The organism is Streptomyces sp. NPDC055749, assembly GCF_053617235.1.
Genome location: NZ_JBSHFH010000007.1, coordinates 166305 through 192803 on the forward strand (window position 1 = coordinate 166305; position 26499 = coordinate 192803).

At 69.2% G+C, this 26499-nt stretch carries 19 protein-coding genes; 9 read left to right on the forward strand and 10 right to left on the reverse strand.

The window, feature by feature from the left end:
* Positions 1 to 148: 148 nt before the first annotated feature.
* The 5 genes from ACWGO0_RS07795 to ACWGO0_RS07815 all read left to right on the forward strand — a co-directional run bounded on the left by ACWGO0_RS07795 (position 149) and on the right by ACWGO0_RS07815 (position 11522).
* Entirely contained in the window at positions 149 to 9187 is a 9039-nt protein-coding gene (locus tag ACWGO0_RS07795) for a golvesin C-terminal-like domain-containing protein (protein ID WP_453529614.1), read from the forward strand.
* An 83-nt stretch (positions 9188 to 9270) separates the two neighbouring features.
* Positions 9271 to 9732 carry a hypothetical protein gene (locus tag ACWGO0_RS07800; protein WP_453529617.1) on the forward strand — a complete coding sequence of 154 codons (462 nt, stop codon included), beginning with the start codon at positions 9271 to 9273 and terminating at the stop codon, positions 9730 to 9732.
* 40 nt (positions 9733 to 9772) lie between these two features.
* A complete protein-coding gene (locus ACWGO0_RS07805) occupies positions 9773 to 10570 on the forward strand; it encodes an Imm21 family immunity protein (protein WP_453529619.1) in 798 nt (265 codons plus the stop codon).
* Positions 10567 to 11079, forward strand: a complete 513-nt coding sequence (locus tag ACWGO0_RS07810; protein WP_453529622.1) for a hypothetical protein — start codon at positions 10567 to 10569, stop codon at positions 11077 to 11079. Before ACWGO0_RS07805 ends, ACWGO0_RS07810 begins: the two co-directional genes overlap by 4 nt.
* Positions 11076 to 11522, forward strand: coding sequence for a hypothetical protein (locus ACWGO0_RS07815; RefSeq protein WP_453529625.1), 447 nt, complete (start codon positions 11076 to 11078; stop codon positions 11520 to 11522). The genes ACWGO0_RS07810 and ACWGO0_RS07815 overlap by 4 nt, the downstream gene beginning before the upstream one ends.
* A 23-nt stretch (positions 11523 to 11545) precedes the next feature.
* Here ACWGO0_RS07815 and ACWGO0_RS07820 read toward each other — a convergent pair whose 3' ends face one another.
* The 6 genes from ACWGO0_RS07820 to ACWGO0_RS07845 form a co-directional block, all read right to left on the reverse strand.
* On the reverse strand, positions 11546 to 11905 hold the full coding sequence (locus ACWGO0_RS07820; RefSeq protein WP_453529628.1) for a hypothetical protein: 360 nt from the start codon (positions 11903 to 11905) through the stop codon (positions 11546 to 11548).
* Positions 11902 to 12543, reverse strand: coding sequence for a GNAT family N-acetyltransferase (locus ACWGO0_RS07825; protein ID WP_453529631.1), 642 nt, complete (start codon positions 12541 to 12543; stop codon positions 11902 to 11904). The genes ACWGO0_RS07820 and ACWGO0_RS07825 overlap by 4 nt, the downstream gene beginning before the upstream one ends.
* Before the next feature lie 162 nt (positions 12544 to 12705).
* Entirely contained in the window at positions 12706 to 13872 is a 1167-nt protein-coding gene (locus ACWGO0_RS07830) for an acyl-CoA dehydrogenase family protein (protein WP_453529634.1), read from the reverse strand.
* Between the two features lie 8 nt (positions 13873 to 13880).
* On the reverse strand, positions 13881 to 14828 hold the full coding sequence (locus ACWGO0_RS07835; RefSeq protein ID WP_453529637.1) for a hydroxymethylglutaryl-CoA lyase: 948 nt from the start codon (positions 14826 to 14828) through the stop codon (positions 13881 to 13883).
* Positions 14825 to 16885, reverse strand: a complete 2061-nt coding sequence (locus ACWGO0_RS07840) for an ATP-binding protein (protein WP_453529640.1) — start codon at positions 16883 to 16885, stop codon at positions 14825 to 14827. Before ACWGO0_RS07840 ends, ACWGO0_RS07835 begins: the two co-directional genes overlap by 4 nt.
* 13 nt (positions 16886 to 16898) lie before the next feature.
* Positions 16899 to 18506 (reverse strand): carboxyl transferase domain-containing protein, encoded by a 1608-nt coding sequence (locus tag ACWGO0_RS07845; protein ID WP_453529643.1) that lies wholly within the window; start codon positions 18504 to 18506, stop codon positions 16899 to 16901.
* Positions 18507 to 18605: 99 nt separating this feature from the next.
* On the opposite strand from ACWGO0_RS07845, the gene ACWGO0_RS07850 reads away from it, so the two are divergent.
* The 3 genes from ACWGO0_RS07850 (at position 18606) to ACWGO0_RS07860 (ending at position 20738) form a co-directional block, all read left to right on the forward strand.
* On the forward strand, positions 18606 to 19223 hold the full coding sequence (locus ACWGO0_RS07850; RefSeq protein WP_453529646.1) for an SACE_7040 family transcriptional regulator: 618 nt from the start codon (positions 18606 to 18608) through the stop codon (positions 19221 to 19223).
* Between the two features lie 171 nt (positions 19224 to 19394).
* The gene (locus ACWGO0_RS07855; protein WP_453529649.1) at positions 19395 to 19943 is read left to right on the forward strand and encodes a hypothetical protein; all 549 of its coding nucleotides are present in this window, start codon (positions 19395 to 19397) and stop codon (positions 19941 to 19943) included.
* A 15-nt stretch (positions 19944 to 19958) separates the two neighbouring features.
* Positions 19959 to 20738 carry a phosphatase gene (locus ACWGO0_RS07860; RefSeq protein WP_453529651.1) on the forward strand — a complete coding sequence of 260 codons (780 nt, stop codon included), beginning with the start codon at positions 19959 to 19961 and terminating at the stop codon, positions 20736 to 20738.
* 3 nt (positions 20739 to 20741) lie between these two features.
* Here ACWGO0_RS07860 and ACWGO0_RS07865 read toward each other — a convergent pair whose 3' ends face one another.
* The 3 genes from ACWGO0_RS07865 to tesB form a co-directional block, all read right to left on the reverse strand.
* The gene (locus ACWGO0_RS07865; protein WP_453529654.1) at positions 20742 to 21839 is read right to left on the reverse strand and encodes an LCP family protein; all 1098 of its coding nucleotides are present in this window, start codon (positions 21837 to 21839) and stop codon (positions 20742 to 20744) included.
* A gap of 97 nt (positions 21840 to 21936) precedes the next feature.
* Complete coding sequence (locus ACWGO0_RS07870; RefSeq protein ID WP_453529657.1) at positions 21937 to 22905, reverse strand: cation diffusion facilitator family transporter; 969 nt, start codon at positions 22903 to 22905, stop codon at positions 21937 to 21939.
* Positions 22906 to 22943: 38 nt separating this feature from the next.
* Positions 22944 to 23819, reverse strand: coding sequence for an acyl-CoA thioesterase II (gene tesB, locus ACWGO0_RS07875; RefSeq protein WP_453529660.1), 876 nt, complete (start codon positions 23817 to 23819; stop codon positions 22944 to 22946).
* Between the two features lie 199 nt (positions 23820 to 24018).
* On the opposite strand from tesB, the gene ACWGO0_RS07880 reads away from it, so the two are divergent.
* Positions 24019 to 25251, forward strand: a complete 1233-nt coding sequence (locus ACWGO0_RS07880) for an RNA-guided endonuclease InsQ/TnpB family protein (protein WP_453529701.1) — start codon at positions 24019 to 24021, stop codon at positions 25249 to 25251.
* A 34-nt stretch (positions 25252 to 25285) separates the two neighbouring features.
* Here ACWGO0_RS07880 and ACWGO0_RS07885 read toward each other — a convergent pair whose 3' ends face one another.
* Entirely contained in the window at positions 25286 to 26443 is a 1158-nt protein-coding gene (locus ACWGO0_RS07885) for an acyl-CoA dehydrogenase family protein (RefSeq protein WP_453529663.1), read from the reverse strand.
* Positions 26444 to 26499: the final 56 nt, after the last annotated feature.

Genomic DNA, 26499 nt, shown 5'->3' on the forward strand with positions numbered 1-26499 from the left:
CGCCGGTCCGGTACCGACCGTCGCCGCCCAGTCGTTTCGCGTACCCCTGCGAACAGCACTGGTCCGGTGCGGTCCGAAGGCACTGAGGGTGACAAACGCGATGTTCGGACCACGTACACGCAGAAATCTGACAACCGGCACGATTACGGTGCTGCTCTTAGCGGGCCTGCCACAACCCGCGTTCGCCGCCCAGGTCGAGGGCAAAGCGCTCGTCGACGGGGTACGGAGCTGGTTCGGGGCCGACGACGGTGACGACGGGGAGAGATCCCGACCACCCGAGCTCCCCGACGAGGGGGTGCCGGACAACGAACGCCTCCCGGAGGGGCGCGAAGCGCCCAAGGCGAAGCGGACGGGCGAGCTCGAGGAAAGACGTACGCCCAGTGCGCGCTACTGGAAGCTCTCCGACGGCAGGGTCCAGGCCGAGGTCTCCGGCACCCCGACGCACTACGAGTCGGGCAAGGACTGGAAGGCCATCGACACGACGGTGCGCCCCACCGGCCGTGACGGCTTCAGCCACGCCAACACGACCAATGTCGCCGGGACATCGTTCGGCTCCGATCCGGACCGGCTCGTCCGCTTCAGTACCGAGTCCGGCCACTGGGTGACCCTCGGCCTCAAGAAGCCGGCCGAGTCGAAGCTCACCCCGAAGGTGTCCGGCAACGCCGTCACCTACTCCGGCGCCCTGGGCGCGGGAGCGGACCTGCGGTACACCGTCGGCCACGGGTCGGTGAAGGAGGACATCGTCCTCGCCGCCCCGCCCGCCGGGAACGCGGCGTACGCCTTCAGCCTCGACACCAAGGGCCTGACGGCCAAGCAGCTCAAGAACGGCTCCATCGCCCTCTACAGCGAGAGCGGCGGCCCCGAGCGCCCCGAACTGGTCATTCCCGCGCCGTTCATGACGGACGCGAAGAAGGACGCCGGGTCGCCGTACGGAACGTCCTCCAGCGACGCCGTCGAGCAGAAGCTCTCGGGCACGAAGGGCAGTTACGAGCTGGTCCTGCGCCCGGACGCGAAGTGGCTGGCGGCCCCCGAGCGGCAGTACCCGGTGGTGATCGACCCGACCATCTCGATCCAGCCGACGTCCACCCAGTCCCAGGACGTCATGATCTCCTCGGACGATCCCGGCGCGAACTACGATGGCAACTGGCGGCTGTCCGTCGGTGCCACGAGCCTGGGCGGGGCCTCCCGCGCCCTGGTGCGGTTCCCGCTGACCGGCGTCCCGGCCGGCGTGAAGCTGGACTCCGCCGACCTGAAGCTCTACTACGACCAGACGCACGCCGCGGGCGACACGGACGTCCCCCTGGAGGCGCACCGCGCCACCGCGGCCTGGGACGAGACCACCGCCAACTGGTCCAACAGCAAGGACATCACGGGTGAGCTCTCCGGCACCTCGGTAGTCGTGGACGACGGGGACACCGGCGCCACTGCCGCGCAGGGTGCCTGGCCCGCGTCCACGAACACCGCGTTCACGCAGTACGCGATCAACCGGGACTACCTGTTCAACAAGGACACGGTCGCCGGGGACACGTACACCTGGCAGCCGAAGATCCCCTCGGACGGCACCTACCGGGTCGACGTGCACAGCGTCCCCGCGTCCGACCGGGCCACGAACGCCCCGTACACCGTGACGTACGACGGTGGCACGAAGGCGTACGCCGTCGACCAGCGCACCGGTACGGGCGGCGTGTGGAAGACGCTCGGCAGCCACCCCTTCAAGGCGGGCAACGCCGGCAAGGTCGTCCTCGGCGACGGCCCCGTCAACGCCTCCACCGGGGTCATCGCCGACGCCGTACGGCTTACCAAGGACGCCACGGTCACCAAGCGGGCGGGGGTCGTCAACACCTGGCACTCCTTCGGTGTCACCGACACCGTGCAGTCCTGGATCAACGGCACCAACACCAACAACGGCTTCGTGGTCAAGGCGGCCGACGAGTCCGCGAGCGCCCCCAGGGGCGGTCCGCGCTACGAGGCCGCCGAATTCGCGTACAAGGGCGAGGGCGCCAACTTCCCGCGTCTCGTGCTGACCTGGGGCCGCCCCGGAGTCACCCTCGACGCACCCCGGGTCATCCACTCCACCGGCGCCGAGCTGAACTGGTCCGCGTACGCTGACCCGTCCGCCGCCTCGACGGCCGACGACATCGTGGAGTACCAGGTACACCGCAGCGTGTTCCAGACCTTCACGCCGTCCTCGCAGACCCTGCTCGCGCCCGTGGCGCCCACCAGCAGGGCCTATACGGACTCCACCGCCACCCCGACCCCGGCCGACTCGGCGGACACCTTCGGGAACGTCTTCTACTACATGGTCGCGGTGAAGACCCGGGACGGGCAGGTGATCCCGGCTCCCACCGAGATCGTCAAGCTGCCCACCGCCGGCCGGACCACCGTCGTCCTCCAGGGCGACGCGGCGGACACCACGCTCTCCAGTGCCCAGCCGGCCACCGGCCACGACGCGATCTCCGAGTCGTCGATCAACCATCCGTGGATGACGGTCGGCAACAACTCCCCGTCGCTCGGCAAGACGCGGGCGCTCCTGAAGTTCCCCTCGCTGAGCGAGGTGCCCGCCGGGGCGCGCGTCCTCGAGGCGCAGCTCGACATGTGGGGCACGACGACCACCACCGGCACCGCCGGGGCGGTCTACGAACTGCGCGGGCTCACCAAGGACTTCGACGAGTCCACCGCGAGCTGGAACAACGCCACCGCCACCACCCCGTGGACGGCACCCGGCGGTGACCTCGGCACGGCTGTCGCGGACACCGTGGGTGAGGTCACCAACGACCCCGCCCGCCAGAGCTGGATGCTCACCTCGCTGGCCCAGCAGTGGGTCTCCACGCCCACGAGCAACAAGGGCGTGGCGATCAAGCTCCAGAACGAGACGCTGAGCGGACCGCAGGAACGCACCGTGTTCCTGTCCTCCGAGGCCGAGGAGCCGCAGCTGCGGCCCCAGCTCGTCGTCACGTACATCGACAAGTCCACGGACTCCACGTACTTCGCCCCCGACACCCCGTCGCGGATGATCCCGGGCGACCAGTACGGCATCGACGTCACCCTCACCAACACCACGACCACGGAATGGAAGTCGGCCGACCAGGCCCTCTCGTACACCTGGTCGCTGCCCGACGGCACGGACGCCACCACCGGCGGCAACCAGCTGCAGACCGCGCTGCCGAAGAACGTCCTGCCCGGTGAGACCGTCACCGTCAAGGCGCAGCTGAAGACCCCGATCAACTCGGACTCCGGCAACAAGCGTCTCGACTACGTCCTCAAGTGGGACCTGCGCAACAACACGACCGGCACCTGGCTCTCGGCCACCGAGTCCATCCCGCCGCTCGCGCAGAACGTGCGCGTGGAGGACCCGACCTCCGACCAGCTGGGCATGGAGAAGTTCTTCTCGTACACGGGGAAGAACACCGGCGCCGGCGGCTCGCTCGTCAACAACCTCTACGCGGGCAACACGGTCTGGCAGTACAACGCCCTGAGCAACCCGGGCCGCGGACTCTCGACCTTCGCGCGCTTCGCGTACAACTCGCTCGACACCTCGGACACCGTCCTCGGCCACGGCTGGTCGGCGCAGGCCGCCTCGCCGCTGCGCCTCGGTGCGGCGCTGGACTTCCACCCGAACCCGAACCCGCGCGAGGTGACCCTGCCGGACGGCGACGGCACCTCGCACATCTTCCGCAAGCAGGAGGACGGGTCGTGGAAGGCACCGGCGGGCGTGCACTACCTGCTGGAGCAGGGTTCCGGCGTGGACTGCACACCGGACAAGGACGGTGACCCGAACGCGTGGTCGCTGACCCGCCCGGACCGCACGCGGTTCTTCTTCGACTGCGACGGCTATGTGACCTCGACGGTGGACAAGAACGGCAACACCCAGCTGTTCACCTACGAGGAGCGCAAGTCCAACAACAAGCCGGTCAAGTTCCTGCGGTACATAACCGACCCGGCCGGCCGGCAGTCGCTCACCCTGGACTACTACTCCAAGGCGGAGAGCAGCAACCCGAAGATCATCGACCACCTCAAGTCGATGACCGACATCTCGCAGCGCAAGCTGGCCTTCGAGTACTCGGACAAGGGCCTGCTCACCAAGCTCACCGACGGTGCGGGCTCGTCCCAGCCGAAGGTGTTCCTCTTCGAGTACGACGCCACGCAGGGCAACAAGAACGTCAAGCTCGTCAAGACGACCGACCCGCGCGGTAACGCGACCTCGCTCGACTACTACTACCCGAACGAGGGCGAGGACCCGAAGTTCCACTGGTACACCCAGCAGATCACCGACCGGCTCGGCGGTAGCACGGGCTACGTCTACACCGACACGGACGGCACCGCGGGCTCGGTGATCGAGACCAAGGTGACGGACGCCGAGAACCACGTCACGACGCAGGTGCTCGACGGGTACGGGCGTTCCACGCAGATCACGAATGCCAAGTCGGAGACGACGAAGTTCCACTGGGACGCGGACAACAACGTCGACCGTCTGGAGGAGGCCAACGGGTCCGTCTCCACGTGGACGTACGACGACAAGACCGGCTACCCGCTGACCACCAAGGGCGCCGAGGCGAACAAGAACGGCACCGCGGCGGGCACGTACACCTACCAGACGGGGCTCAACGGCCACATCGCCGACATCTGGCAGCGCAAGTCCCCCGAGGGCAGGACCTGGCAGTTCGCCTACGACCCCAAGGGCAACCTGACCTCCGTCACCGACCCGAAGGGTCTCGCCACCACGACGGCGGGCGACTTCACCACCACGTACGAGTACGACGTCCACGGTCAGATGACCAAGGCGGTCGACGCCAACGGGAACCCGAGCTTCAACAGTGGCTTCCAGCCCACCGGCTACCCCGGCGTCATCACCGACGCGCTGGGCGGCAAGGCGGACTTCACCTACGACGAGCGCGGCAACGTCACCAAGGTGGTCAACGCCAAGGGTGCTCAGGTAACCCAGAACTACGACACCTTCGGGCGTCCGCTGGAGAAGAAGGAGCCCAAGGACCAGTCGACGGGCGACTTCATCATCACTCCCGCGGCGGTGTACGACGCCAACGACAACATCACCAAGGTGACGCAGCCCAACGGCTCGTTCTCCACCTCCGTGTACGACAAGGCCGACCAGGTCAGCGAGACCGTCCTGCCCAAGGACGAGCCGACCGACCCGGAGCGGAAGACCACGTCGACGTACGACAAGGTCGGCAACGTCCTCACCACCACCGAACCCAAGGGCAACCTGACGCCCGAGGCCGGTGACTTCACGACGACGGTCCGGTACGACTCGGTGTACCAGCCGGTCGAGGCCGTCAACGCGCTCGGCAACAAGGTCTCCACGACCTACGACAACGTCGGCAACATCACCAAGGTCGTCGACGCCCGGAAGAACGCCACCCCGGACCCGGACGACTACGCGACCAAGTACACCTACGACCAGAACCACCGGATCGTCACCACCGCGGACGCGGTCGGGAACACGACGTCGGCCAAGTTCGACCTGGACGGCCTCACCACGTCGATGCGCGACGCCGAGGGCAACGAGTCGCTCGCGACGTACGACGAGCGCGGCGCGCTCGTCGAGTCGAAGGTGGTCAAGGACAAGGACGCGTCCGGCAACCCCATCCACCGGACGGTGAAGTACGAGTACGACGAGGTAGGCAACCCCGTCCGGACCCTCACCCCGAGGGCGCTCTCGACGACCGACGACACAGCCGACTTCACGGCGGAGACGGTCTACGACGAGCTGAACCGGGTCAAGGAGGAGGTCTCCCCGTACGACAAGGACGACCCCCGCTACGGCACCCCGGACCGGACGTACTACTCCTACGACGCGGTCGGCAACCTGGCCGAGGTATCGGCACCGCCCTCGCAGGGCCAGACCACCCGGAACAAGACCGCGTACAGCTACTACGACAACGGCTGGACCAGGTCGACCACCGACTCGTGGGACATCACCACGGCCTACGACTACAACACGCTCGGCCAGCAGACCAGGAACACCCTGACCTCGGCCGGCGGCTCCCAGCAGCGCACCATCACCACCGACTTCTATCCCTCGGGCAACAAGAAGTCGCGCAGCGACGACGGTGTCCCGGTGGGCAAGTCCGTGGTCCTGGTGGACAGCTCCGACTTCAACAACACGGCGACCCAGGGCAACTGGAGCAGGACCGCGGCCGAGCAGAACTACGGCTACGACACCTACTCGCACCCCGCCGGAACCGGCACCTCGCAGTTCGTGTGGCAGCTGAACTTCCCGCAGAGCGGTACGTACGAGGTGTTCGTACGCCACCCGAAGGTGACGGGCGCCGCCTCCGACGCGAAGTTCCAGGTCACTCATGACGGCGGCACCACCACCAAGACGGTCAACCAGACGCAGAACACGGGCGCCTGGGTCTCACTGGGCAGCTACGCCTTCGTCGAGGACGGTCCGCAGAAGATCACCCTGACGGACAACGCGAACGGCACGGTGCTGGCCGACGCGGTGAAGCTGGTGCGCTCCAACACCGGTGAAGCCGACACGGAGAAGAAGGACTTCTCCTACCGCTACGACGCCAACGCCAATCTGATCGAGGTCGGTGACCGGTCTCCGAACCCGAAGGTCGACACCTACAAGATCGCGTTCGACGGCCTCAACCGCATCGGCAAGGTCGAGGAGGTGACGGCGGGGGCGGTGAAGAACACCACCGCTCTGACGTACGACGAGAACAGCAACCCGCTGACCTCGACGCATGACCTGACCTGGTCGAAGCTCGAGTACGACGCCCGCGACATGGTCACCAAGGTCACCAACGCGGACTCCCCGACCGCCGGGAACCAGCAGATCTCGGCCTTCAGCTACACGGCCCGGGGCCAGCTGCTCAAGCAGACCAAGCCGAACGGGAACACGGTCGACCTGACCTACTTCCAGGACGGCTCGATCAAGCGTCAGCTCGAGAAGACCGCCACCGGCACGGTCGTCGCCCAGCACGACGTGGAGTACACCCTCAACGGGCACCGCTCCAAGGACGACCTCAAGCTGATGAACGCCGACAACTCGGCGGAGTACATCGACAACACGTACACCTACGAGTACGACCCGCAGGACCGGGTGGCGAAGGTCCTCAAGACGGGGGACTCCTCGTCCACGGAGACCTACACCTACGACGGCAACAGCAACATCGTCGAGCAGTCCGTGGCCGGTGAATCCACGACCCACCGGTACGACCGCAACCGGCTGCTGTCCTCGTCGTCCGGCGGGGTGACCAACACCTACAACTACGACCCGCTCGGCAGGCTCGACACGGTCTCCGCCGGCGGACAGAGCATCGAGAAGTACACGTACGACGGTTTCGACCGGACGGCGGAGCACCGGGCCGGTTTCGGGGCCGCGGCGCGGACCACGACGTACACCTACGACCCGTTCGACCGCACCGTCAGCACGCGGGCCAGTGGTACCGAAGGCAAGACAACGGCCTTCACCTACCTGGGCATGGACTCCACGGTCCTGCGGGAGACGATCGACGGGAAGGCCGACAAGTCCTACCAGTACGCACCGTGGAACCAGAAGCTCACTCAGATCAAGCACAAGGACGACGGCAGCAAGGAGCTGTCGCAGTTCACCTACCACCCGCGCGGTGACGTCGAGGCGATCACCAAGGACGACGGCAAGACCCGGGCCACGTACGGATACACGGCCTACGGTTCCGACGACACCTCGCAGTTCTCCGGGGCGGACAAGCCGGATGCGGCGAACCCGGACAAGGAGTCGTACAACGCGTTCCGGTTCAACGCGGCCCGCTGGGACGGGGCGTCCGGCACGTACGACATGGGCTTCCGCAACTACGACCCGGGTCTCAACCGGTTCCTGACCCGGGACATGTACGGTGGCGCGCTCGCCGACATGTCGCTGGCCACGGACCCCTTCACCGGCAACCGTTACGCGTTCGCCGGCGGTAACCCGATCAGCTTCGTCGAGCTGGACGGTCACCTGTTCGGGATGTCGTGGTCGGACATCGGGCACGCGGCACTCGACGTCGTCGGGCTGATCCCCGTGGTCGGCGAGGTCGCCGACGTGGCCAACGGACTCTGGTACCTGGCCGAGGGCAACTACGTCGACGCGGCCCTGTCGATGACCTCGGCGATCCCGCTCGTCGGGTACGGGGCCAGCGCCGTCAAGGCGGGCAGGTACGCGGCCAAGGGCGTCGATGCCCTGGACACGGCCAACGACGCCCGCAAGGCGTCGGACAACGCCGGTGACGTGGTGGACGCGGCGACCCCGCCGAAGCCCAAGGACACCACCCCGGACAACCCCACTCCCAAGGCCGAGACGACCGCACCGAGCTGCAAGGTGAACAGCTTCGTCCCCGGGACGAAGGTCGTCATGGCCGATGGCAGCCACAAGGCCATCGAGGAGCTGGAGGTCGGCGACCGGGTCACGGCGACGGACGTCGAGGGCGATGACACCCGAGGCCGCCTCGTCACCGACACCCGCTCGCACGAGGGCGACAAGCACCTGGTCACGCTGACCGTCGAGAGCAAGGAGGAGTCGGGCAAGAAGGCGAAGGGCAAGATCACCTCGACGGCGGGCCACGAGTTCTGGCTGCCGGCCGCGGGCCGCTGGGTGAAGGCGGGTGAGCTGGAACCCGGCACCTGGCTGCGCACCGCCGCCGGTACCTGGGTGCAGGTCACCGCGGTCGAGCACAGCAACCGTCACGCCCGGGTGTACAACCTCACCGTCGACGGCGTGCACGACTACTACGTGCTCGCGGGTGGTCTCGACCTGCTCGTCCACAACGGCTGTGGTCCCGGTGGACAGGACCGCGCCCCCGCGGGACACCAGTACCAGGGTGGCGAGTACAAGAACCTCAAGGACCCGAGCAGCCCGCCCGGGAAGCCGCGCAACGTGCCCGGTACGGAGATCAACCACATCCCGCCGGACTCCGTGACCGACTTCGCGTACGGTGATGGTCCGGCGATCCAGATGGACTACCTGGACCACCGTGCGGTGTATTCGACCGGGTCGGCGCGCGCCGCGAAGGCATGGCGTGCCTGGCAGAAGGAGCTCATCGGTTCCGGCCGTATCGACGAGGCCGTGCAGATGGACATCAACGACATCAGGCAGAGATTCGGAACCAAGTACGACAGCGCGATCAGACAGATGGTCGACGGACTGGCCAATAATCCGGCGTACCAGGCACTGAGAACGGTGCCCGGCACCATCGGCTGACGGGCGCAAGCACGATCCACTGTGGGGCGGGGAGCCGGAACATGCTCCCCGCCCCACCCCCTTTTCATTGATGGGAGAGCAGGATGACCCTCGAAGTGGTTCCCCCGGAGGGCGTGGGCCCGGTCCGGATCGGCATGACGATGGACGAGGCCAGGGCAGCCCTCGCGGCGATCGAAGGCTACGTCCCGGCTACCGCACCCGACAGCCTCACCGCCACGTACGACAGCGGCATGTCGATCGAGCTGGAACCGGCCCCCGGCGGCACGCTCGGCGCGATCCAGGTGTACCGCCCGTACGCCCCGCTCCGCGTCGAGTACCGGGGTATCGACCTGCTCCGTACTCCGGCCGCCCAGGTCGTCGAACAACTCGGCGCGCTGACCGAACTGGAGGAGGACGAGGGCGGCCGAAGCTATGTCGCCTCCGACCTGCTGCTGTCCCTGTGGCGGCCGTTCGTCGAGGACGAGGACCCCGACGAGGAACAGGGCCACTACTTCCAGTCCGTGCTGGTGGCCCAACCGGGCTACTACGACGGTCCGATGGGCTGAGACGCGCCGGCGAGCCGGGAGGCGCGGCACCGTGGACTTCATGGAGATCCGGCTCCCCGGCGAGCTCCCGGTCGACCGGGACGACGTCGAGGACGCGCTGAACGAGGCGCTGGCCGGCATCGGTGAGGTGAGCGGCGCGGGATCGGGAGCCTTCGGCTCCCATCTCGACGTCGACATCGACCCGACGGCGGCCCGGGGCGAGGTGGTGGCCAGGGTCCTGACCGTGCTCGACGGTCTGGGCCTGGCCGGCCTGGCCCGCATCCGGCCGGGTGACGGCACGGACTGGCTCACGGCCGGACCCGCCCAGGTCAGCAGGGTGAAGAAGGGCACGGAACCCATGGAGTGGATCACAACGGGCGGCGGCCCCCTGATCGCCGTACCCGAGTCCGTACTGCGCGCGTGGCAGGGCGCCGACGAGGAGTCCGACGACGAGGAGACCGGCGACTACGGACGTGCGTGCGCGGTCACCGAGTACGCCTCCCTGATCGACGTCGCCGGCGCCCCGGCCCTCGTCCTCGGTGACGACCCCGCGCCGACCGCCTTCCTCCCGGAACAGTCGCTGTTCGTACGCCGCTCGGCCGCGAACAGCCCGGAGGCAGCGCTAGCCGCCGTCGGGCAGGCACTGGAGCGGGCCGAGTGGGAGGAAGCGCCCACCTGGGCCGTACCGGGCCCCGTACTCCTCTTCGACGCCGCTTACGCGGCCGGGGACCTGGGCAGCACACGGTCCCTGCGCCTGGACCTCGTACCGGGGCACTACCGGGTCGAGTCCGCGTACGTGGAGCCGGACGAGGACACCTGGCTGGTACTGATCAGGCTGACGGCTTCGGGGCAGACATGACAGACACCTCTGCGGCAGTCCGCCTTGCGGTCGAAACGTTGCGTTCAGCGCTCCCCTCGCGCCGCACATGGCTCGTACAGAACGCGCTGCCGCCGGGAAGCCCGTCCACCACCCCCGGACTGCCCGCCCAGGTCCGGGAGTTCCTGGCGGTGGCCGACGGGGCGACCTGCGGCGACGTCACGATCTTCGGGGCCGCGACGGCGGAAGCGATGCAGTTCCACGCCGATCCCGTGCCGGGCGCCCCGGTAACCCTCGGCCGCGAGGACTGGTTCTGCCCCGGCGTCATCTCCGACGAGCCGTTCTTCGTCAGTCGGGCGACGGGCGAGGTCTGGTACTTCCCGGACACCGGGGTGGCCTGGTGGATGTCGGCCACCTTCGAGAAGGCGGCGGAGGACTTCGCGACCTTCTTCCTGGAGTGGATGGCGGGCCCGGAGTACGTCCGCCTCTCCGCCACCGGGCCGGCCGACCCGTGGCTGGACGTGCTGAGACACGCGGGCCGGCTGCGGTGAGTGCCGAAGCGGATGCGCTTTGGGCGCCGCTGTTCATCGGCGCTGTCGTGGGCGGTCCCACCACCCGCAACAGGCCGGTCTCGGACGGCATCGGACTCCTCGCCCGGCTTGCCGACGAGGCGCCGTGGGAGCCGGCCGACGACGAGACGGGCGTGGACGTGGTCTTCCACGTACCGGGCCCGCTCCTCGTCCCCGGCTACGAGGGAACGCGCACGGGCACGCTCTCGCGGCGCGAACGCCTGATCGGGATGCAGATCGCCGTCCAGGCGGACCTCGGTGCGCGGGGGGAGCGTGAGGTGGCCCGCCACCTCGCGGACCGCCTCGTGGAGGCCGTGGACCTGGCCAGGACCACGGTGGCTCGCCGCAAGGCAACGCTGGGCGTGCGCCAGGCGGTTTCTGTGGCCGGGTTCGTCGCCGGGAGGATCGGTGCCGATGTGCGCTGAGGCCACTCGCGGACGCGTACCCGCTACCAGACGATGACCCCGCCGCCCACGCCCAGCGCCCGTACCCCGGCCGCCGTGATGTTGGCCAGTCGCTCGGCGACGTAGTCGGCGCGGTAGCCGCCATGTGCTGCGAGCGCCGCAGCGTGTGGGCGCAGCAGTTCGCACTCGGCGAGAAAGTCCTGGACGTCCTCCGGCTCGACGTACAGGTTTTCGGTCGCGAGCAGCGGGAAGAACCGGGCTCCCAGCGCCCGGACCGGCTCCGAACCCCACAGCTTGGTCCGGCAGCTCTCGAACCCGGCCAGGTCGCGGCCGTCCGGAGGGTCGTCGAGGAAGTCGTGACCGCCGTCCGCGCGTGGCAGATACGTATGGACCAGGAGGCTCATGCGCCGAACTCCGCCCGGCAGGCGTCGAGTCCCTCGATCGTGACGTCGACGCTGCGGCACTCCTCCCAGCGGTCGCGGGCCAGCCGCAGCCGCTGCAGGGTGACGGGTTCGTCTCGTACGGCGCCGGTCTCCAGACCGTCGGGGAGATAGCCGAGGCGCCGCGAGACGCCGAGCGAGCGCGGGTTGTCGGTCATCGCCGCCGAGACCGCGTACCGGGCACCGAGTCCGGCGAAGGCGAGATGCAGTGCGGCTGCCCTCATCTCGGTGCCGATGCCCTGCCCCTGGTGCGCGAGCCCGAGCCAGGAACCGGTTTCGGCCTCGCGCTTCACCGCGAAATCGGCCGCCATCAGATCCTGCCGGCCGACGACCTTGCCCTCGTGCAGCACAGCGAGGCTGAGGGTCCAGCTCCGTACGGACCAGTTCGCGACGGTGCCCAGCACATGCTGGTACACGGCACGCCCGCGTTCGGCGGGCGACCCGTCGGTCCACGGCACGGTGAACGGCATACGGTCCGGTGCGTGCACCCCGTCGGCGGCCACCGTCGCGAGCTCGTCGAGCAGATCGAGTCCGGGAAGGCGGAGTTCCAGGCGGGGCGTGTGGATGCGGAGCCCGTACAAGGGCCAGTGTCGGGGAGTCATGACGGGACTCTGCCGGGGCGGGGCGAGCTGTGTCGAACGAGTTTCGGATGGGAAGGGGCGGGTCTCGGAGCGGCGAGCCCGGCACGAGCCGGTCAAGCAGTAAGCCGCCGTGCGCGCCGCGTGCAGGCGTGCACGGCGGCCTCCCGCCGAGAAGTCGATCCGTCAGGCCGGCAGCCCCAACTCCCGTGCGATCAGCATCCGCTGGACCTCGCTCGTGCCCTCGCCGATCTCCAGGATCTTGGAGTCGCGCCACATGCGGGCCACCGGGTACTCGTTCATGAAGCCGTATCCGCCGTGGATCTGGGTCGCCTCGCGGGCGTTGTCCACCGCCACCGTCGACGAGTACAGCTTCGCGATCGCCGCCTCCTTCTTGAAGGGCTCGCCCGCCAGCAGTCGCGACGCCGCGTCGCGCCAGCCGATGCGGGCCATGTGCGCGCGCATCTCCATGTCCGCGATCTTGAACTGGATGGCCTGGTTGGCGCCGATCGGCTTGCCGAAGGCGTGCCGTTCCGCCGCGTACTTCACCGACTCGTCCACACAGCCCTGCGCCAGGCCCGTCGACAGTGCCGAGATGGCGATCCGGCCCTCGTCCAGGATCCGCAGGAACTGCGCGTACCCGCGGCCCTCCTCGCCGAGCAGGTTCGCCGCGGGGACGCGGACGTCGCTGAAGGACAGCTCGCGGGTGTCCGAGGCGTTCCAGCCGACCTTGGAGTACGGGGCGGCGACCGTGAAGCCGGGGGTGCCGGACGGCACGATGATCGAGGAGATGAGCGGGGCGCCGTTATCCTTGCGGCCGGTCACCGCCGTGACCGTGACCAGCTCCGTGATGTCCGTACCGGAGTTGGTGATGAAGCACTTGGAGCCGTTGATCACCCACTCGTTCGTCGCCTCGTCGAGGACGGCCGTCGTGCGGGTGCCGCCCGCGTCCGAGCCGGCCCCCGGCTCCGTCAGGCCGAACGCGCCGAGCGCCTCGCCCGAGCAGAGCCTCGGCAGCCACTGCTGCTTCTGCTCCTCCGTGCCGAAGCGGAACACCGGCATCGCGCCCAGCGAGACCCCCGCCTCCAGGGTGATCGCCACGGACGAGTCGACCCGGGCCAGCTCTTCGAGGGCGATGCCGAGGGCGAGGTAGTCGCCGCCCATGCCGCCGTACTCCTCCGGGAACGGCAGGCCGAACAGGCCCATCCGTCCCATCTCCCGCACGATCTCGTACGGGAACTCGTGGCGCTCGTAGAAGTCGCCGATCTTCGGCGCGACCACGTCGTGCGCGAACGCCTCGACGGTGCGGCGCAGTTCCTCGTGCTCGGCGGTCAGCCGGTGGTCCAGGGACATAGTGCTGTTCACTCCTTGTGGGACAGCGCGCGGACGGTACGGGACGGGCTCGGGCGGCCCAGCTGTTCGGCGAGCCACACGCTTGTGGCGGTGAGCTCGGCGAGGTCGACCCCGGTGTGGATGCCCAGACCTTCGAGCATCCAGACGAGGTCTTCGGTGGCGAGGTTTCCGGTCGCGCTCTTCGCGTACGGGCAGCCGCCGAGGCCCCCGGCGGACGCGTCGACGGTCGTCACTCCGTGCTGGAGCGCGGCGAGGGTGTTGGACAGGGCCTGGCCGTACGTGTCGTGGAAGTGCACGCCGATGGTGTCGGTGCGCACGCCCTCCTCGTTGAGCTCGGAAAGCAGCGTCTGGACGTGGCCGGGAGTGGCGACGCCGATCGTGTCGCCGAGGGAGAGCTCGTCACAGCCCAGGTCCATCAGCGCCTTGGCGACGCGGACGACCTGGTGGACGGGGACCGGCCCCTCCCACGGGTCGCCGAAGCACATCGACAGGTAGCCGCGCACATGCACCTTGTCGGCCTTGGCGCGGGCGACGACCGGCTCGAACATGGCGAGCGACTCGTCGACGGTGCGGTTGAGGTTCCGGGCGGCGAACGTCTCCGTCGCCGAGCCGAACACCGCGATCCGGCGGGCGCCGAGCGCGAGCGCCCGGTCGAGGCCGCGTTCGTTGGGTACGAGGACGGGAAGCGCGACGTCCCCGACGTCCGCGATATCGCCGAGCATCGGGAACAGCTGCTCGGCATCGGCCAGTTGGGGCACCCACTTGGGGTGCACGAAGCTGGTCGCCTCGATCGTGGTGAGCCCGGCGACGGCGAGCCGGCGGATGAACTCCGCCTTCACCTCGGTCGGGACGACCGCCTTCTCGTTCTGCAGTCCGTCCCGGGCCCCGACCTCGTGGATACGGATCCGGGGCGGCAGGTCCTGCGAGGGGACCTGCATGGGGAGTCCCTCGGTCATGATTCCTCCGTGGGGGTCACTACGGCCAGCACCTGGTCCATGGCGACCGTGGCGCCTGCGGTGACGTCCAGTTCGGTGACGGTGCCGGCGTGCGGGGCGGAGATGACGTGTTCCATCTTCATCGCCTCGACGACGAGCAGGCTCTGCCCGGCGGTCACCTCGTCCCCGACGGCCACCTTCACCACGGTGACGGTCCCCGGCATCGGCGCGGCGAGCGTGTCGACCCCGGCGCGGCCGGCGCCGCTGAGCGATGCCTCCACCGGGTCGTGGTCCTGGACGTGCCAGGTGTCGCCGTCCCGGCCGAGCCAGGTGCCCTCGGGGGAGGTGGCGTGGTCGAAGGTGTGGGTGAGTCCGTCGATCTCGATGGTGATGTGGTGTGCGGACGTCGTGACCAGCCGGGCCGCCCGCGCGCCCGGTTGCGGGGGAACGGGGCCGCAGGCGTCGACCTGCACGCCCTGGGCCGGCCCGCTGTCCGCGGTGGGTCCGAGCGTCAGCCCGGCACCCGTCGGGCCGGGGCGCAGCCCGGTCCGTACCGGCTCGTGGCCGGGGACGCGGAAGTGGCGGACGACCGGGGCCGGGGTGCCGCCCAGGCGCCAGCCGTTCGGGGCGGAGAACGGGTCGGCCCAGGTGCCCGGCTGTGTGGCGGGGGAGGAGTGCTTGAGCAGCGCCGCCGCCCCGTACACCTCCTCCGGTACGCCGTCGGGGACCAGCCCCGCCACCTCGCGCTCCACCAGCCCGGTGTCCAGGTCACCCGCGGCCACATCCGGGTGGGCGAGCAGCCGCCGCAGGAAGCCCGCGTTGGTCGGGACGCCGAGCACCACCGTGTCCGAGAGGGCCGCGCACAGCCGGCGCAGGGCCGTCGCCCGGTCGGGGCCGTACGCGATGACCTTCGACAGCATCGGGTCGTACGTGCTGCCGACCGGCACCCCTTCGCTGAGCCCGGAGTCCGAGCGCACCCCGCCGCCCTGCGGCTCGCTCAGCCGCAGCACCGTACCGCCGGAGGGCAGGAAGCCCCGGGACGGGTCCTCGGCGCAGATCCGGGCCTCGATGGCGTGGCCGGTGAGGGTGATGTCGGACTGTGCGTGGGGGAGTTGTTCTCCGGCGGCGATCCGCAGCTGCCACTCGACGAGGTCGAGGCCGGTGATCAGCTCCGTCACCGGGTGCTCGACCTGGAGGCGGGTGTTCATCTCCATGAAGTAGTACGAGGAGGGGTCGCTGCCCGGGACGATGAACTCCACAGTGCCCGCGCCCACATAGCCGCAGGAGCGGGCCGCCTGGACGGCCGCCTCGCCCATGGCCGCCCGCGTCTTCTCGTCGAGCAGGACCGAGGGCGCCTCCTCGATGATCTTCTGATGGCGGCGCTGGAGGGAGCACTCGCGCTCGCCGAGATGCACCACGTTCCCGTGGCCGTCGGCCAGGACCTGGATCTCGATGTGGCGGGGCCGGTCGATCCACCGCTCCACCAGCAGCGTGTCGTCGCCGAAGGAGAGGCGGGCCTCGCGGCGCGCCGCCGCGATCTCCTCGGCGAGCAGTGTCTCGTCCCGCACCAGCCGCATGCCCTTGCCGCCGCCGCCCGCCGAGGGCTTCAGCAGGACGGGCATGGCGATCTCGCGTGCGGCGTCGGCGAGTTGGGCGTCGGTCAGTCCGCTGCCCGAGGAGCCGGGCACGACCGGCACACCGGCCGCCGCGACCGTCTCCTTGGCCCGGATCTTGTCGCCCATGAGGGAGATCGCCGAGGCGGGCGGGCCGATGAAGACGAGACCGGCCTCCGCGCACGCCTGCGCGAAGCCCGCGTTCTCGGCGAGGAATCCGTATCCGGGGTGGACGGCCTCGGCGCCGGTGCGCCGGGCGGCGTCCAGCAGCCGGTCCACGGAGAGGTAGCTCTCGGCGGCGGGCGCGGGCCCGATCCGTACCGCCGTATCGGCCTCCCGTACATGCCGGGCGTCCGCGTCCGCGTCGCTGAAGACGGCGACCGACCGCACACCGAGCTCGCGCAGGGTCCGGATGACCCGGACCGCGATCTCGCCACGGTTGGCGACCAGAACAGTGCTGAACATGGAGGTCCTCACATCACATCCGGAAGACGCCGAACTGGGGGTCTCCCAGGGGGGCGTTGGCACACGCGGTCAGGGCGAGCCCCAGCACCTGCCGGGTCTCCAGCGGGTCGATCACACCGTCGTCCCACAGCCGGGCGGTGGCGTAGTACGCGTTGCCCTGCTGCTCGTACTGGGCGCGGATCGGAGCCTTGAAGGTCTCCTCGTCGTCGGCGCTCCAGTCGTCACCGAGCTGGTCGCGCTTGACGGTGGCGAGCACGGACGCGGCCTGCTCGCCGCCCATGACGGAGATCTTCGCGTTCGGCCACATCCACAGGAAGCGGGGGCTGTACGCCCGCCCGCACATCGAGTAGTTGCCCGCCCCGTAGGACCCGCCGACCACCACGGTCAGCTTGGGCACCCGGGTGCAGGCCACGGCCGTGACCATCTTCGCGCCGTGCTTGGCGATGCCGCCGGCCTCGTAGTCGCGGCCGACCATGAAGCCGGAGATGTTCTGGAGGAACACCAGAGGGATGCCGCGCTGGTCGCACAGCTCGATGAAGTGGGCGCCCTTCTGGGCGGACTCCGAGAACAGGATGCCGTTGTTCGCGACGATGCCGACGGGGTGGCCGTGGATCTGTGCGAACCCGGTGATGAGCGTGGTCCCGTACTCCGCCTTGAACTCCGCGAACCGGGAGCCGTCGACGACCCGGGCGATCACTTCCCGTACGTCGTAGGGCGTCCGCGAATCGACGGGCACCGCCCCGTACAGCCCGGCGGGGTCCACCTTGGGCTCCTCGGCCGGCCGCACCGACCACGGAAGCGCCCCGCGCTCCGGCAGGGTGGCCACGATGTTCCGCACGATCCGCAACGCGTGGGCGTCGTCCTCGGCGAGGTGGTCGGTCACGCCCGAGGTCCGCGAGTGCACCTCGCCGCCACCGAGCTCCTCCGCCGTCACGACCTCACCGGTCGCGGCCTTCACCAGCGGCGGCCCGCCGAGGAAGATCGTCCCCTGGTTGCGGACGATCACGGCCTCGTCGCTCATCGCGGGGACGTACGCACCACCGGCCGTGCAGGAACCGAGCACGGCGGCGATCTGCGGGATACCCGCGCCCGACATCCGCGCCTGGTTGTAGAAGATCCGGCCGAAGTGCTCCCGGTCGGGGAACACCTCGTCCTGCATCGGCAGGAAGGCGCCGCCCGAGTCGACCAGGTAGAGGCAGGGGAGACGGTTCTCCAGCGCCACCTCCTGGGCGCGCAGGTGCTTCTTCACGGTCATCGGGTAGTACGTGCCGCCCTTGACGGTCGCGTCATTGGCGACGATCACGCACTCCCGGCCGCTGACCCGGCCGATCCCGGCGATCACTCCCGCCGCCGGGGCCGCGCCCCCGTACAGCCCCTCGGCCGCCAGCGGGGCCAGCTCCAGGAAGGGCGAGCCCGCGTCGAGCAGGGTGTCCACCCGCTCCCGGGGCAGCAGCTTGCCGCGCGCCACATGCCGGGCGCGGGCCTTCTCACCCCCGCCGAGACGTGCCGTGGCGAGCCGCGTCCGCAGCTCGTCGGCGAGCGCGTGATGCGCCGCCTCGTTGGCCTGCCAGGCCTCCGAGGCGGGATCGGCCGCGCTCGTCAGGACCGGTGCCTGCTGCATCGTGTCGAGCCCCCTTGCCCGTACCGCACTGGTTAATGACCGTTAACGCATTGCGTTCAGGTTAACGAGCGCTAACGGCCCTGTCTAGAATGAATCTTCATGAGCACCCATTCCGCCGCCCGAGTCGCGGCTCCCACCCGCCGCGAACAGATCCTCCGGGAGGCGGCCCGCCTTTTCGCCGAGCGCGGCTTCCACGGAGTGGGTGTCGACGAGATAGGGGCCGCGGTCGGTATCAGCGGTCCCGGCCTCTACCGGCACTTCCCCGGGAAGGACGCGATGCTCGCCGAGCTGCTGGTGGGTATCAGCGAGCGCCTGCTGTCGGGCGGGAGGCTGCGCGTGTCGGAGGACGCGGCGGCCGGTGACGGATCGCCCGAGTCGCTCCTCGACGCGCTCATCGAGGGCCACATCGACTTCGCCCTCGACGACCGCCCCCTGATCACCCTCCACGACCGTGAGCTGGACCGCCTCCGGGACGCCGACCGCAAGCGGGTGCGCCAGCTCCAGCGGCAGTACGTCGAGGTCTGGGTCGAGGTGGTCCGCGCTCTCTACCCGCCCCTGGCCGAGGACGAGGCCCGGATGAGCGTCCACGCGGTCTTCGGCCTGCTCAACTCCACCCCGCACCTCACCGGCCCCGGCGCCCTCCCGGACCGCGACGCGACGGCGGCGCTGCTGCACCGGCTGGCGCGCGGCGCGTTCGCGGCGGGAGCCCGGTCCTAGAGCCGCACGGACCGCAGGCCCGCTACGGAGCGTGCCTGAACGGATGCGGTGCGTGTGCGCGCCGATACGCGTGCGTACAAGCTCGGAGTTGTTGCGGCGGACGTCACCCTGTTCCAGCTTCCGGTGGCAGGTTTCCGCCCGCGGAACCCAGCACCGAACAGGAGCACACGCATGCGCGCACGACCCATCGCCGTCGGTATCTCCCTCGCCGCCCTGGCCTCCCTGACCGTGGCCGCGAGCCCGGGTACCGGAGGCGACCCCCACCACCAGCTCGACACCGCGGCGGCGGCCACGGGCGCCTTCCACTCGCCCGAACTCGCCAAAGCGGCAGGGTTCCTGAAGACCGACGAATGCGTCAGCCACCCCACCGAGGGCGGCATGGGCTACCACTACGTCAACAAGGACAACATCGACTCCGTCCACCCCGGGCGCCCCGCGGCCGTGCTCTACGCACCGGACAAGAAGGGGAAGCGGCAGCTGGTGGCGGTGGAGTACATCGTGCGCGACGCCGACCAGGACCCGAAGACCACCAAGGACCGGCCGAAGCTCTTCGGTCAGAAGTTCGACGGACCCTTCACCGACATCCCGGGTCTGCCCGTGCACTACTCCCTGCACGCGTGGCTGTGGAAGGACAACCCCAGCGGCCTCTTCGCGCCCTTCAACCCCCGGGTGAAGTGCCCGTCCGCCGTGCAAGACACCCCGCACACTGCGCACCCCTGACGGCACAATGGGTGCATGCCGATACCCAGCCGCGCCGCTCTCGTCGACCACCTCGTCCGTACGCGTATCGCCGGAGACGTCGCCACCCCGCGCGACAACAACCTCTCCCACTACCGCAAGCTCGCCAACGGCGACCGCCACTACTGGCTGGGCCTGGAGCTCGGTGACCGCTGGGCCGACGAGCAGGACGTGCTCGCCGTGATGGCGGAGCGCTGCGGGGTCAGCGACGACCCCGAGCACCGGTACGGGCAGGACACCATCGATCCGGAGCTGACCGTCGACGCCCTGGACCGGATGGCGGCGAGACTGCGCAAGGCGGCGGCCGGTTCGGAGCGGGTGCTGTTCGCGACCGGCCACCCGGGCGGCCTCCTGGACGTGCACCGGCAGACCGCGGACGCGCTGCGGGCCGCCGGGTGCGAGATCGTGCGCATTCCGTCCGGGCTGATGACGGAGGAGGGCATGGTCTTCCAGTTCGCGGACGTCGCCGTCCTGGAGCGCGGGGCATCGCTGTGGCACACCCATTCTCCGGCCCCGATGGCGGCGATCCTGGACGGCTTCGAACGGGAGGGCCGGCCGGTGCCCGATCTCGTCGTCGCCGACCACGGGTGGGCCGGATGTGCGGGCCAGCGGGGAATCGACTCGGTCGGGTACGCGGACTCCAACGACCCCGCGCTGTTCCTCGGTGAGGCGGAAGGCACGCTCCAGGTGACGGTGCCGCTGGACGACCACGTCACCGATCCGCGCTACTACGACCCGATGACCGACTACCTGCTGGACGCGGCCGGCCTGCTCTGAGGCTCAGTCGCACTCCAGCTCCGAACCCCCGACGGGTACGAACTCCCCCTGACGGGCGGTGCCGTCGGCCGGGCGGTCCGGGAGCGCGGCCGTGGCTTCCGTCAGCGGCCGGTCCCGGCCCAGGGTCTCGAAGACGGCCGCCGACTTCGTCTCGTCCCAGGCGAGCGTCGACCCGACCCCTTCGACGTCCTTGTTGAAGTCGCCGATGGGCACCGTGGCGAATTCGAGCGAGGAGAGCTTGACGCCGCGCAGGTCACCGGCGAGCGAGACCAACTCCACCGCCGACAGCGCGTTCTCCGCGCCACCGGCAGGCACCAGCGCCCCGGCCAGCTCATTGAGGCGGGACGGACTCTCCAGGATGCCGTCGCTCCGCATCGACTTCACGAAGCCGACGAGGAACTTCTGCTGCCTCTGCATCCGGCCGAAGTCGACCAGGTTGTCGACCTTGCGTGACCTCGCGTACCGCAGCGAGTCCCCGCCGCCCAGGTGATGGGTGCCCGCGGCCAGGTCGAGGCCGGTGGACGGGTCGCTGAGCGAGGACGGGGTGCATACGTCGACCCCGCCCAGTTCGTCGACGGTCTTCATGAAGCGCGCGAAGTCGACGGTGAGGAAACGGTCGATTTCCAGGCCCGTCTTCGCCTCGACCGTACGGACGGCGAGGTCCCCGCCGCCTTCCGCATGCGCCGCGTTGATCTTCGCGAGGTGGGCTCCGTGCTCCTCGCCGGTACGCCGGTCGGTGTGCGCCGGAAGCTCGGCGAGCGAGTCGCGCGGGATGCTGACGACGCTGACCCGCTCACGGTCCTGCGTGATGTGGACCAGCATCATCGTGTCCGAGCAGTCGCAGCCCTGACCGCCCAGGCGGTACTTCTTCTTCTGCTGCTCGGTGATCGTGTCCCGGGTGTCCGTGCCCATGAGCAGGATGTTCGTGCCGGTGCCACCGGCATCCGCGCCGTCCGCGCTCACCAGTGCGTCGGTGCTCTGCATCATCGCGCCCAGGGCGACCACGGAGGCCAGCGCGGTGGCGGCGAGAGCCCAGCGGGGGATCTTCCTCGCCGGTCCTGCGGTCGGGCGTGACTGCGGTGTGCTGTCGAAGGTCGGCATATATCCGCGTATCTCCCGAGAAGCCGAATTAGTTTCAGGGGAAACATATTTTTCCGCGGCGCACCGTCCGGTGTACCGACCCGACAATTCGGAGATATTACCTACGATTGGACGCGGACCGGCCGTCCTTCCGCTGACCGGGCCCCGGCGTGGGATCCAGATAGACGCGCCGGACCGCCGGGAAACGCTCCCGGAGCTGCGCCTCCGCCTCCTCGCAGGCCCACTCGACCTGCTCCGCGCTGGCCACGTCCCGGAAGTCGATCTTCGCGGCGATCAGGAGTTCCGTCGGCCCCTGGATCAGGGTGGTGAGCTCCAGGACGCTCACGATGTGCGGCACCGAGAGCAGTTCCTCGCGCACTCCGTCCCGCATCGCCTTCGGCAGCGGACGGCCGATCAGCAGCTGGGCGTTGGAGCGGCCGAGCACCCAGGCCACGTACACGAGCAGGGCCCCGATCAGGATCGAGGCGATGCCGTCCCAGACGCCGGAGCCGGACAGCTGGCCGCCGAGCAGACCGCCCGCGGCGAGCAGCAGCCCGATCAGCGCGGCGGAGTCCTCCATCACGACCGCCTTGACGGCCGTGTCGGGGGTGTGGCGCAGGTAGTAACCGGCCGGGGAGTGCAGCCTGGCGGCCTCGCGGCGTACCTGCTTGACCCCGGTACGCAGCGAGTACCCCTCCAGCAGGAAGGCGACGCCCAGCACGATGTACGAGATGAGCGGATCGCCCAGCTCCTCGCCGTGTACGAGGGTGTGGACACCGTCGTACACGGAGAAGACGGCGCCGCCGACGAACGTGGCGATGGAGGCGAGCATGGCCCAGATGTAGCGCTCGGGGCCGTAGCCGAGCGGGTGGTCCTCGTCGGCCGGCTTCTGGCTGCGCCTGAGCGCGGTCAGGAGCATGACCTCGGTGACGGTGTCGGCGACGGAGTGCGCGGCCTCCGAGAGCATCGCGCTCGATCCGCTGATGAGTCCGGCGACCGCCTTCGCCACGGCGATGCCCAGATTGGCGATCGCCGCGACGACGACGGTGAACGTGGACTCCCCACCAGCACTTTTCGCATCGGTCATGGAGGGGAGTATGTCCGAGTTGACTGACTGTGGCCTGTTCAGTCCCGCGGGGTGCGGATCACGCCCTCCTGGATGACCGTGATGGCGAGCCGGCCGTCCTGCGTGTAGATCCGTGCCTGGCCGAGCCCGCGCCCGCCGGAAGCGGACGGCGACTCCTGGTCGTACAGCAGCCATTCGTCCGCGCGGAACGGGCGGTGGAACCACATCGCGTGGTCCAGGCTGGCGCCCACCACGTCACCGACCGTCCAGCCGCCGCGCCCGTGGGCGAGGAGCACGGAGTCGAGCAGCGTCATGTCGGAGACGTACGTGGCCATGCAGACATGGAGCAGCGGATCGTCCGCGAGCTTGCCGTTCGTCCGGAACCACACCTGGGAGCGGGGCTCGCGCGGATCGCCGACCGTGGCGAAGGGCGGGGTGTCGCAGTACCGCAGATCGACCGCCGCCCGTGCCTCCAGGAGCCGGTCCATGACACCCGGGTCGATGAACCGGTCCGCGTACTCCGGCAGCATCTCCGCGGCGGTGGGCAGCGTCTCGGGGTCCGGCGCGGACGGCATCTCGGCCTGGTGCTCCAGCCCCTCCTCGTGCGTCTGGAAGGACGCCGAGAGGTGGAAGATCGGCTGCCCGTGCTGGACGGCGACGACCCGGCGGGTGGTGAAGGACCGGCCGTCGCGGATGCGGTCGACGGTGTAGACGATCGGGGCGCCCGGGTCGCCCATCCGCAGGAAGTAGGAGTGCAGGGAGTGGGCCGTCCGGTCATCGGGGACGGTCCGGCCCGCGGCGACGAGCGCCTGGGCCGCGACCTGACCGCCGAAGACCCGGGGCACGACCGCGGAACGGCTCGTGCCCCGGAAGATGTCCTGTTCGATCCGCTCCAGGTCGAGGAGATCGAGCAGGGAATCAAGTGCTTCGCTCATGGAGAATACGTTGCCTCTCTACCTCTGATCTTGGCCAGCGCCCCGCCGCATTCGGTGCGGGTGGAGGTCATTCGCGGGCCGCGTGGCCGGATGGCGCGTCAGGTTCGGGTTTCAGTAAGGCGAGGACATAAACCGATATATAGTCTCGTCTGTGAGTAAACGCGGCCTGGAAAAACGGCAGTTCGGGCATCGAGCCCGGATGGTGCTGTCGCCTGCCGAGGTTGGTGTAGCGGATGATCAGGCGCACGCTGCTCGCACGATGTGGAATCTCCTGCATGCGTGGTGGCAGATGATGCCGAAGGAGAAGCGGACCCTGATCAACGCGGACATCGCGATCCGCCAGGCTCGCACGGACATCGACTTCCTGGCTGCTCTCCCGGCGCAGGCCGCTCAAGCCGTATTGAAGACGTACTTCCAGGCGTGGAAGAACTACTGGGACGGGCGGGCGGCCGCTCCGAATTTCAAGGCCCGATTCCGCACGATCATGTCCGTGGATGTGCCGCAGGGCCGGGACCTCAACATCACACGGGTGCACCGTCGGTGGGGCATGGTCAACATCCCAAAACTGGGCCGCGTCCGATTCCGTTGGACCAAAGACCTCCCGGTCGGCAGGCACGCCAACAACGAGAACCGGATCACCGGAGCCCGGCTGGTCAAGGACCCGCTCGGCTGGCACATTGCTCTTCGTGTCCAAACCCTCGAACCACTGACCGAGCCCCGTAACGGATCTGAAGTCGGCATCGATCTGGGCATCACCGTGCCCATTGCGCTGTCGGACGGCACCACCAAGGACCACGGAGAGTGGCTGACCGCCAAGGAACAGGCCAAACTCCTGCGCCTGGAACAGTGCGCCGCGCAGCGCAAGAAGCACCGTAAGCCCGGCAAGCGAGCCAGCCGACGCCTGCATCACACGTACGACCGGATCGCAGGACTCCGCGCGAAAGCCAAGCGCCGGGCACTCGACTGGCAGCACAAGATCACCACCGAAATCGCCTGCACGTACAGCGTCGCGGTCGTGGAAGCACTCAAGATCACGAACATGGTCAAGTCCGCCAAAGGAACCGTGGACGAACCAGGCAGGAACGTCGCCCAAAAGTCGGGCTTGAACCGCTCCATCAGTGGTGAAGCGTGGGGCCGAACCGTCACCATGCTGACGTACAAGCTCGCCCAACGAGGCGGCACCCTGGTTAAGGTCCCCGCCCCGAATACATCCCGGCGCTGTTCCGTGTGCGGCTTCATCACTCCCGGTAGCCGGGAGACCCAGGCCCTGTTCGTGTGCAAGAACCCCGACTGCGGGTGGTCCGGCAACGCCGACCACAACGCAGCCAGGAACATCTTGCACCTGTACCGGATCGGCCTCGTGGCGATCCCGGCTGCCGGGAGGGCAGTCGTCAGGCGCGCGAAGCGCGTCAAGCCCGCTACCGCAAGGTAGGCGGGAATCCCCCGGATTCATCCGGGGGAGCACTTCAAAGGCCCATGGACTTGGCGATGATCGACTTCATGACCTCGCTCGTGCCGCCGTAGATCCGGTTGACCCGGTTGTCGGCGTACAGGCGGGCGATCGGGTACTCGTTCATGAAGCCGTAGCCGCCGTGCAGCTGGAGGCAGCGGTCGATGACGCGGTGCGCGACCTCGGTGCAGAACAGCTTCGCGGACGCGGCCTCGGCGGCGGTCAGCTCACCGGCGTCCAGGGCCTCCAGGGCGCGGTCGGCGACGGCCTGGGCCGCGTCCACCTCGGCCTGGCAGGCGGCCAGTTCGAACTTGGTGTTCTGGAACGAGGCGACCGTCTTGCCGAAGACCGTGCGGTCCTGGACGTACTCCTTGGCGAAGCGGACGGCGGCGGCGGCCTGCGCGTACGCGCCGAAGGCGATGCCCCAGCGCTCGGATGCCAGGTTGGTGCCCAGGTAGCCGAAGCCCTTGTTCTCCTCGCCGAGCAGGTCCTCGACCGGCACCTTCACGTCGACGAACGCCAGCTCGGCGGTGTCGGAGACCTTCAGGCCCAGCTTGTCGAGCTTGCGGCCGATCGAGTAGCCCTCGGACTTGGTGTCGACGGCGAAGAGCGAGATGCCGAAGCGGCGGTCGTCCTCGCGCGGGGCGGAGGTACGGGCGCAGACGATCACCCGGTCGGCGTGCACACCGCCGGTGATGAAGGTCTTCGAGCCGTTGAGGACGTAGTGCGTGCCGTCCTCGGAGAGCTTCGCGTTGGTCTTCATGCCCGCGACGTCGGAACCGGTGCCCGGCTCGGTCATCGCGAGGGCCCACATCTCCTCGCCGGTGACGAACTTCGGCAGCCAGCGCTTCTTCTGGTCGTCGGTGGCGAGCATCTTCACGTACGGCAGGCCGAGCAGCACGTGCACACCGGAGCCGCCGAAGGAGACGCCCGCGCGTGCGCACTCCTCCTGGAGCACGGCCTCGTACTTGTGCGAGTCGACACCCGCGCCGCCGAACTCCTCGCCGACCGAGATGCCGAAGACACCCAGCTCACCGAGCTTGTAGTAGAACTCGCGCGGCGCCTGGCCGGCGGCGAACCACTCGTCGTAGACGGGAACGACCTCGGCCTCGATGAAGGCGCGCAGGGTCTCCCGGAACGCCTCGTGGTCCTCGTTGAATACCGTACGGCGCACGGGGTGCCTCCTCTGTCGGCTTCGTCAGCTCGGCGTGAGCTTCCGGCGGGCTGGCT

What these genes read in the sequence shown, in the direction of transcription:
- ACWGO0_RS07865 (WP_453529654.1), bottom strand. Translation starts at nt 21,839, where the DNA reads ATGCCGACCTTCGACAGCACACCGCAGTCACGCCCGACCGCAGGACCG.
- tesB (WP_453529660.1), bottom strand. Translation starts at nt 23,819, where the DNA reads ATGAGCGAAGCACTTGATTCCCTGCTCGATCTCCTCGACCTGGAGCGG.
- ACWGO0_RS07820 (WP_453529628.1), bottom strand. Translation starts at nt 11,905, where the DNA reads ATGAGCCTCCTGGTCCATACGTATCTGCCACGCGCGGACGGCGGTCAC.
- ACWGO0_RS07850 (WP_453529646.1), top strand. Translation starts at nt 18,606, where the DNA reads ATGAGCACCCATTCCGCCGCCCGAGTCGCGGCTCCCACCCGCCGCGAA.
- ACWGO0_RS07825 (WP_453529631.1), bottom strand. Translation starts at nt 12,543, where the DNA reads ATGACTCCCCGACACTGGCCCTTGTACGGGCTCCGCATCCACACGCCC.
- ACWGO0_RS07880 (WP_453529701.1), top strand. Translation starts at nt 24,019, where the DNA reads ATGGTGCTGTCGCCTGCCGAGGTTGGTGTAGCGGATGATCAGGCGCAC.
- ACWGO0_RS07835 (WP_453529637.1), bottom strand. Translation starts at nt 14,828, where the DNA reads ATGACCGAGGGACTCCCCATGCAGGTCCCCTCGCAGGACCTGCCGCCC.
- ACWGO0_RS07830 (WP_453529634.1), bottom strand. Translation starts at nt 13,872, where the DNA reads ATGTCCCTGGACCACCGGCTGACCGCCGAGCACGAGGAACTGCGCCGC.
- ACWGO0_RS07845 (WP_453529643.1), bottom strand. Translation starts at nt 18,506, where the DNA reads ATGCAGCAGGCACCGGTCCTGACGAGCGCGGCCGATCCCGCCTCGGAG.
- ACWGO0_RS07840 (WP_453529640.1), bottom strand. Translation starts at nt 16,885, where the DNA reads ATGTTCAGCACTGTTCTGGTCGCCAACCGTGGCGAGATCGCGGTCCGG.
- ACWGO0_RS07855 (WP_453529649.1), top strand. Translation starts at nt 19,395, where the DNA reads ATGCGCGCACGACCCATCGCCGTCGGTATCTCCCTCGCCGCCCTGGCC.
- ACWGO0_RS07805 (WP_453529619.1), top strand. Translation starts at nt 9,773, where the DNA reads ATGGAGATCCGGCTCCCCGGCGAGCTCCCGGTCGACCGGGACGACGTC.
- ACWGO0_RS07810 (WP_453529622.1), top strand. Translation starts at nt 10,567, where the DNA reads ATGACAGACACCTCTGCGGCAGTCCGCCTTGCGGTCGAAACGTTGCGT.
- ACWGO0_RS07800 (WP_453529617.1), top strand. Translation starts at nt 9,271, where the DNA reads ATGACCCTCGAAGTGGTTCCCCCGGAGGGCGTGGGCCCGGTCCGGATC.
- ACWGO0_RS07870 (WP_453529657.1), bottom strand. Translation starts at nt 22,905, where the DNA reads ATGACCGATGCGAAAAGTGCTGGTGGGGAGTCCACGTTCACCGTCGTC.
- ACWGO0_RS07860 (WP_453529651.1), top strand. Translation starts at nt 19,959, where the DNA reads ATGCCGATACCCAGCCGCGCCGCTCTCGTCGACCACCTCGTCCGTACG.